Genomic DNA, 7,370 nt, shown 5'->3' on the forward strand with positions numbered 1-7,370 from the left:
ACTTGAAAATAGCAGACAGAGTTGCTTATTGGCAGGTGTAGCGATTTTATTAAAAAGATTTTAAACAGGTTCTTACATAATTCATCGCGACTTTATCCGCTTCTTTCATATCACGTTCTTTCTGATTCTCTTGTTGGTTTGCGTTGCTTTTCGTTTCATTTGAGCAACCTGCAACACCCGTTACCATTAACATTCCCGCTACACATAATCCAGATAACATACGTAATTTTTTCATCGTTCCATCCTCCATATACAGATAATTTAGAATACTCATATCTGTATTGTAATACGAATTACGCCAATTGTTGCGCTCGTTCTTCGTCAGTTTTTGTAGAGGAATCAAACGCCGTCTTTAATTCTTGGAAAACAGGATCGATTTCTACAACCGCTGTTCGGCCGAAAATATCCTGGAATAAGGCTTCGCCGCGTCGTAATTGACGTAACATCAAGATATTTTCTTCTGTGACCGGTAGGTTATAGTAACGTAACATTTCTTCCACTTCCTTATCGTATTTCAGCGCAAAACAGAACTTCATCCCCACATTTGCAACCTCTTTATTTTCAGATTGATAATCGGATGCATTTTGTGTTCCTAAATACAAGCCGATATTATGGAATCGTCCTTCGCGAATGATTTTGTCAGAGGAAGCCGCACCTTCTTTATTTTTTAGAATACTAGACGCTTCATCCTGTAGGTATACTTTAAAAATACTACGGTCGGAATGCATTAAGGATTTACCAAATGCCGCTAATGCAATTAAGATACTGCGAGATAATTTATCTGTAACACTCTCATTCTTGTCCTCTGATTTTGGAATGCGTAAATGTTGAATTTGCAATACTTGTAACGGACGTTCTAGGCTTAATACGCGGTAATCTTGCCCTTGTCTACCAAACAATAAATCTCCTAGCTGGATGCCTTCTAAGGTTGCTAATCGATTGATAAGAGCATTTAACCGTTCTAATTCAGTTGGCAATAAATTAGGTTCTTTCTTCATTTCCTCTAGTTCTTTACGAACCAAAGTTAAACATGCGTCTTCTTTTTCTGCCACTCGTTCAATCGCTTTATATAAATAGTCATATCGGATATCCTCTAAGCCTACATCCGATAAAAACGTTAAAATTTCAAGAGCTAAACTTTTTGCATCTTCTATCGTTGCGCTTATTCGGAATGGGTCTAAACAGCCTGCATCCTTTTTATCCTTCCCAAGCGTCCATACTTGCAAGGTATCCTCATTGAACCCTGGTAGTAATTCTGGCCACCTTGTGCGGTCCCCTTTTGGATCGATGATAAATGCCCTTCCGCCACTCATCACAATCCAGAAAGCGAGTAAGTTCATTAGGAACGATTTTCCTTTCCCTGTTTGCCCCGCGAACATAACCGATAAACTTTCAAACGCTGTTACAATGTTATCTAATGCTTTCGCCGCGAGTTCGGGACGAACAAAAACTGGACGATTTAATTTCTTTGTCTTTCCAATGTAAAACCCTTGATTGTCGCCAATTTGTGTTGTGGCCCCGAACATTCCCATTGCAAGCACACCTGGCTCCACAAACAATTTGAAATCCGTATTATAACGTTTAGAGCCTGGTAAGAACTCATAGAAGTATGCTAATTGTTCTCCATATGGATTGACCAATTCAATTTTCATTTTGCGATATTCTGTAATCAGCGTATTAACGCGTGATTTTAATGTTTTCTCATCTTCGGCATATACGCAAAACAGTACACTTAGTTCATATCCAGGTGCTCCCGTTGTTTCAAATCGATCTTTTACAATTTTGACGCCCCTTGCTTTACGATCAATTGTTAAATCTGTTGTGCGACCACCTACCATCGCTTGTTGACGTTGATCGTTTAATTCCAGTTCACTATTGGAGAGTTTTTGTGTAACCATCTGGTTTTCTAAGTGATACGCTCGAATACTCATTTCAACAGGAAACTTTAACGAATGAGATTGAATACGATAAATCCACTCTCCACCAGGAAAAGCCGATATTTCGGGCATATCTTTCACCGCAAGAAAAGCAACATGAGAGGTTTCCATTTCCCCTTCTTCATTTTGTCTTTCGAGTATCAGAGAGCGCCCTGGGCTTTCATCAATCACCGTATCCGTTAAGTGCACCATTTCTTGTAAATCTGGGCGGCGTACTTTTACCGCCTTTCCTTCTTCATTTTTCAAGATAACTGTAGAACCTACTTTCCAGTTTTGATCCCGATTCAGTTCTTTCATGCCACGTTTGAAGTTATGATGGAATAAAAATCGCGTTGTTGACGGTTTCGCACGTCTTGTATTATGAAAGGCCCCTCTAACCTGGCTAAATAACACGTCTTCTACTTCTAAATAATTTTCAATTTCCTCTTCTAAAATATCCGTCACATTCATACCCGATATGTTTTGGGCTGTTTCTGCAAAACCTTCTCTTATTTTCTTCATAAACTTCCATGTTTCTACGACAGGGTTACGAATTTGTCTTTCTTTCTGTTCCATATTCAGTTGTACTAAAACGAAAAAGCGATATTCCATGTTCTCTTTCGCAATGGCCGCATTTCGTAAGTATTCTTTTACCTTTTTAAAAAGAAAGCGTCCTGTTGGGGCCATTGGCCCTTTTAAAGTGGAAATATGTTCATCCAGAATTTCATCTGAATTTGTTGTACGAGGAATCACAAGTAAGTGGATATCATATTCTTGATGGGTAAAAAGAGCGAGTTGATTGCGATAATATACTTTTTTTGTGCTTTCATCTTGATGATCATATTCGAATCCGTCTACTTCATATACTGCGGATACTTTTCCGTCCGTACTAAACGCTAAATTCTTTTCAACGTGCTTTAATGGTGATCTGTTCATCGTTTTCAACATCTTTCATTTCCTCCTTTTGGGGTAAAAATGTTAGGTTATAAGCGTGTATGTCTTTCTCTTCTTCTTCGCTAGATGAATGTATGATTGGTATATCTTTAACGTCATATTGCACACACACATGACCACGAATCACATGTTTTTTTAATTTCGGCAAGGTCACTAGTCGGCTACTTTGATGTTTACGTAAACGAAATGTGACCCAGGACCGAACAAAAGAGAAAAGTGATTTTCCATCTGTTTTATATTTATCCGCGCCCCATACGAGGAAAAGAGGAATCACACCATAATACATGAGCCAAACTTGATCGATCATATCCCCAAATATCCATTTAAAGGGAGGAAGGAAGCGGAAAGCTACAAGCCCCGCTTCTACCGCCGCAAAATAACCAAGTGCCCTCCATGTAACCGCACGCGGAAGACGATACCCCATAATTTCGTACTGTCTTCGCATATAGTTCATATAGCTTCCGAAACAATAGACAATGATAGATTTTGATTCTTTTTCCTTCATGTAGCCCTCTTCCTTTCCATCCCTTACTTAGACGCCAAACAATCCGCCTAACCACGTTCCGATTGTTTTTAATGCATCTGGTTTGTTAATGAAGAATACAACAATCCCGCCGCCAACAATTAACGTAATCGCTTTTCCCCACGCGCGCTTTGCCGCTACGATCAAAATAACAATGATAAACGCACAATATAACGCGTATGTTCCTTGTGTCTTCATCATTTCGAAAAATCCTTCTAATCCGATTCCTAACACAAAATGATTTATATTGAACATATACATGCCCCTCTCCTATTTTGTTTTTAAGTCTGTCACGATCCATTGCTTTCCATCTTGTTTGACAAACAACGTATAACCTGTTTTCATTTTCGATTCAGAATGTGGATCAATCATAGATACCTCTGTTTGTACCTCATATGTGCCTTTTGTTTTTCCTGGATAAATCTTAGAGGAAAGTACATTTTCAAATTTCATGGCTCCTTCTAACCCTTTAATATCTGTATTGGCTAAAACATACGCGAGTTCTTTTTGTGTTGCGGTGGTATAGGATTTAAAGAAGGTTGGTAAAAATTCTCGAATGTCTTCTTTTACAGTGATTTCATGAATTTCCTCTCGTTCTTTTCCTGCTTTTTCTTCTGATACTTCTGCTTTTTCATTCACCTTGACGATTTGAGGGAATCCACTAATCACAAAAGCCTTTCCATCTGTCCGAACAGGAACCGACACTTGCTGGATCACCTCCTTATCCTCTGGCCCGCTATTATCTGCTTTCATGCGGCTTAATTTGTATTTCACTTTAAAAATTACGCTTGCTTCTTTATCTGTAACCTCATCTACTCTTAATACAGTTGCGTATAGAAAATTGGAATCCCATTGCATACTTACAAAATCTAAACCAACTTGTGGATCAAATGTTTTCGGTATATAGGGATGTAAGCGCTCTGAACGTTTCTTCTTGCCCTCATCCCCTCTTTCCCATATAAAGTATTCCTTTGCGAATCCGCGCGCAAATTCAATTGCTTCTGGACGCGAGGCAAGGTTTTGTTTTTGCGTAACTTCCTTTGGAGTGGTGCTGGCCTTTGCTGTTGTATCTCCCTTTCCTTTTACTACGGTTGTGATGGATACAATGAGCATCCAACAAAACAGGAGCCAAAAGGCCCATTTCCCAATTAAGCGTCCCTTATACGAAGGAATTCTTGTGGCTTTCCTTGCCTTCCCTTGTTTACTTTCAAATGTTTTTGCAAACCATTGTTTCACCTTTTGAAACATATTCATCCCCCTTTCAATTTCGGTACTGGCGTAAAGATCGTTCGTAGCAATCACAAGCGAATGAAGCCATACCAACCGCGATTGATTCTTCTTTTATTTCATTTCTTGCATAATTGATAAAGTTGTTAAGTTTCGTTTGACTGCCTGTGATATATGGGAATCTAGCATGAACCACATACCGTTTGTCTTCATCCTTCCCCACTTCAAAGGACGCTCCATCTGTAGCCCGAAACGCCCTTACAAACTCTAAACCCTCCAATTCGTCCATCATGCACTCTCCTTTTCTCTTAAAACTGTAAGAAACTTGTTTGCCTTTTCTTTAAACATCCACCCTTTGTCTATCCTTGCTTGCTCGAACATGTCATAACAGCTGATTTCACGCTCAATTTCTAATATGGATTTTTCTCTTGTAAGCTCTACTCCATCACACTTCCATTCCAATTCATCTGTATCTAATCCGATTTCTATTTCGATAATTTTTCCGTTTTCCATCAGATAAAACTTCTGCATATATACATCTGTTTGAGATAAACAAATCTCATGTACTTCCTCACAACCCATTCCCTCATAGATTTCCACTAAAAATTGAGCTTCAACTTCTCCTACATTTCCTCTTTCATAGGTGTTTTTATGTGCAAACATTATCTATCTCTCCTCATCTTTTTAACTTTTTATCTTCCAAAATATATAGGGCCACCCAACTTAGGCGCTAACTCCGCTACTTCTTTTGAAAAAACTACAATACTGAGAAGAACCATCCATACTAGGAAACATAAAGTGAGCATTCTCCAATTTTTTTGATACATTAAAAGCGCAATAGCTGTAATCATGAAAATACTGATAACAATACCTTCCAGGATGGGATTCCCCAGTGTAGGTAAAAAACCAATAAAAGGCATCTTCTATCCTCCTTTATAATCCACCATCTTCCATATCCCCACTACGACCAGGAAGAAAAGCAAGACACCTTCCCATCCTTGCGTATAGTAAATTTCCACCACTTTACTTTTTACCGCTTCCCAGGCTTCTCTTGATCCTGGTACTCTTTCAAATAACCGATCTGAAAAGACAACTAACAGAAAAATACTGGCGCTTATCGATAAAATAAATCTAAACACATTCTTAGAACCTCACTTTCTCTGTAGGGTTTTGAATATTCCGATAAATATTCCCGAATGGGCCTTGTAATATATCTTGGAACAGTGTGATATACACTGGAATTTCTGGACTACTTACCCCTTTTAAATAGCGAATCAATTCTTTTTCCCTACTTTCACTACCTGCGACAAATACCAGGCGCCATATCGGTATTTCATATCCCATACCAGCATGTATCCGATAATCTGCCTTTTTTCCTTCTTGCGTCATGAAGTCGTTATAACGGATAATCTTTTTTTCTAATACTTCTTTTGATCCATAAGATCGTTCCATTTCCATGAATACACCGATGCTTTTATCGATTGCTTCTTTTAATCCAATTACCGCAACCCCATCTGGGCGTATAACGCGATTTTTCCCTTTTGCATATTGGAACGTTGCCCGCGGTTCATTGATCCATTCCTTTAGTTCCAACTTTCCTTCACGCTTAGATATTAATGTCATGGCACATTCAATTTTCGCTAACATTAAACTGTGATACACAAAAGATGCTGAACGTTTGGACCAACTATTTTTCCAATGCACTTCCCCTCGAAACCCACGAACCATCTCGACTCCTTCTGGTGTTAACGTATATATTCGTTGTGGTTTCGCAAACTTTCGTTTCTGATTTCGTGGTGAGGTAATAGGTAAATACTCGTAACGGATATAGCCCGCTTGCTCTAGCTTATATAACCGATTTGTTACAGATTTTTTTGTATAATCCACATACACCTTTTGATGAATGTACTCAATATCCAAGTAGATGTGTGTATGCAAACTCATGAGTAGTTGTTCATCTGGAATTTGAAATAAAATGTTTCCCATGCCTCTTACTCCTTTTCCCACATATCGAAAATGCTTACTTCTTCTTGCGATGTATCTTCTTTTATTTCTACATTTTCCGTTTCGATTGATACTGTTTGTTCTTTTTCGATTGTTATAACAGGCTCTTTTACTGGCTTATCTTCCTTCTTTACTTCTATTGTTGTCGTAGCTTGTTTTCGGAATGGGATAATTTGCGCTTGATGTGTGGGTTCGACTAGTTGTGTTTCTGAAACAGGTTCTTTCACTTCTGCCTGGGAAGAAATTTTTTCTTCTAATTCATCTAGCCCCGATGTCACAACAGGTTCTTCTTTGGTTAAATCGACTTTTTCAGCTTGTAGATACTTGCCTTTTCCATATAAAAACTCATCAATTTCCTTGTCGATTTCTAATCCTGCTTTCCCATTTTGTTGCTCTAAAGAATGAATCTTTGCTCTGGTCCATTCATTTGATGCATGGATTTCTTTTTCGTTTTTATAATTCGCTGCTTTTCCATTTGGTAGGTATCGGTCTAATGGTGGAACACGTATGGTACACCACACATTTTTTGCCTCACCTCTGATATAATCTTGTGTTTGAATCGCTACAATTAAGTTAGGAAGGTTTTGCAAATACTCTGTTCGGAATTGCTTTTGCATGATGCCCTCTAACGTTTTCGCGGAATTATGGCCTTGCCTACATACAAAGTAATTTCCGCCCGCTTCTGTTAACATGTCTGTTAACTCTCTGTCTAGCTGTCCCGAAACTTGCTGGGTAATTACCCATAA

General features: G+C 38.6%; 9 protein-coding genes and 2 pseudogenes. All 11 read right to left on the reverse strand.

Translation table 11 applies throughout. The features are described 5' to 3' along the window. Positions 1–58: 58 nt before the first annotated feature. Positions 59–250 (reverse strand): annotated as a pseudogene (locus ACQRBL_RS29830) (hypothetical protein); the annotation flags it as partial. Between the two features lie 43 nt (positions 251–293). After that, the gene (locus ACQRBL_RS29835) at positions 294–2,864 is read right to left on the reverse strand and encodes an ATP-binding protein (protein ID WP_411996756.1); all 2,571 of its coding nucleotides are present in this window, start codon (positions 2,862–2,864) and stop codon (positions 294–296) included. Next, on the reverse strand, positions 2,824–3,375 hold the full coding sequence (locus ACQRBL_RS29840) for a TcpE family conjugal transfer membrane protein (RefSeq protein ID WP_161520569.1): 552 nt from the start codon (positions 3,373–3,375) through the stop codon (positions 2,824–2,826). Before ACQRBL_RS29840 ends, ACQRBL_RS29835 begins: the two co-directional genes overlap by 41 nt. A 27-nt stretch (positions 3,376–3,402) precedes the next feature. Continuing rightward, positions 3,403–3,654, reverse strand: a complete 252-nt coding sequence (locus ACQRBL_RS29845) for a TcpD family membrane protein (RefSeq protein WP_000281809.1) — start codon at positions 3,652–3,654, stop codon at positions 3,403–3,405. Positions 3,655–3,663: 9 nt separating this feature from the next. Further along, on the reverse strand, positions 3,664–4,641 hold the full coding sequence (locus tag ACQRBL_RS29850) for a conjugal transfer protein (protein ID WP_411996755.1): 978 nt from the start codon (positions 4,639–4,641) through the stop codon (positions 3,664–3,666). 13 nt (positions 4,642–4,654) lie between these two features. Then, complete coding sequence (locus ACQRBL_RS29855; protein ID WP_197230337.1) at positions 4,655–4,912, reverse strand: hypothetical protein; 258 nt, start codon at positions 4,910–4,912, stop codon at positions 4,655–4,657. After that, positions 4,909–5,283: a hypothetical protein gene (locus ACQRBL_RS29860; RefSeq protein ID WP_197230336.1), complete on the reverse strand. Its 375-nt coding sequence runs from the start codon at positions 5,281–5,283 to the stop codon at positions 4,909–4,911. Before ACQRBL_RS29860 ends, ACQRBL_RS29855 begins: the two co-directional genes overlap by 4 nt. Before the next feature lie 29 nt (positions 5,284–5,312). Next, positions 5,313–5,540 carry a hypothetical protein gene (locus ACQRBL_RS29865; RefSeq protein ID WP_242068176.1) on the reverse strand — a complete coding sequence of 76 codons (228 nt, stop codon included), beginning with the start codon at positions 5,538–5,540 and terminating at the stop codon, positions 5,313–5,315. A 3-nt stretch (positions 5,541–5,543) separates the two neighbouring features. Next, complete coding sequence (locus ACQRBL_RS29870; RefSeq protein WP_197230335.1) at positions 5,544–5,759, reverse strand: hypothetical protein; 216 nt, start codon at positions 5,757–5,759, stop codon at positions 5,544–5,546. A gap of 4 nt (positions 5,760–5,763) precedes the next feature. After that, complete coding sequence (locus ACQRBL_RS29875; RefSeq protein WP_197230334.1) at positions 5,764–6,606, reverse strand: replication-relaxation family protein; 843 nt, start codon at positions 6,604–6,606, stop codon at positions 5,764–5,766. Positions 6,607–6,611: 5 nt separating this feature from the next. Beyond that, positions 6,612–7,370 (reverse strand): annotated as a pseudogene (locus ACQRBL_RS29880) (ATP-binding protein); the annotation flags it as partial.

Source organism: Bacillus sp. AF62, from assembly GCF_050312695.1.
GTDB classification, from domain to species: domain Bacteria; phylum Bacillota; class Bacilli; order Bacillales; family Bacillaceae_G; genus Bacillus_A; species Bacillus_A cereus.

Coding starts and splice junctions, on each gene's coding strand:
- ACQRBL_RS29850 (WP_411996755.1), bottom strand. CDS start 4,641: ATGTTTCAAAAGGTGAAACAATGGTTTGCAAAAACATTTGAAAGTAAA.
- ACQRBL_RS29845 (WP_000281809.1), bottom strand. CDS start 3,654: ATGTATATGTTCAATATAAATCATTTTGTGTTAGGAATCGGATTAGAA.
- ACQRBL_RS29860 (WP_197230336.1), bottom strand. CDS start 5,283: ATGTTTGCACATAAAAACACCTATGAAAGAGGAAATGTAGGAGAAGTT.
- ACQRBL_RS29840 (WP_161520569.1), bottom strand. CDS start 3,375: ATGAAGGAAAAAGAATCAAAATCTATCATTGTCTATTGTTTCGGAAGC.
- ACQRBL_RS29855 (WP_197230337.1), bottom strand. CDS start 4,912: ATGATGGACGAATTGGAGGGTTTAGAGTTTGTAAGGGCGTTTCGGGCT.
- ACQRBL_RS29835 (WP_411996756.1), bottom strand. CDS start 2,864: ATGTTGAAAACGATGAACAGATCACCATTAAAGCACGTTGAAAAGAAT.
- ACQRBL_RS29865 (WP_242068176.1), bottom strand. CDS start 5,540: ATGCCTTTTATTGGTTTTTTACCTACACTGGGGAATCCCATCCTGGAA.
- ACQRBL_RS29875 (WP_197230334.1), bottom strand. CDS start 6,606: ATGGGAAACATTTTATTTCAAATTCCAGATGAACAACTACTCATGAGT.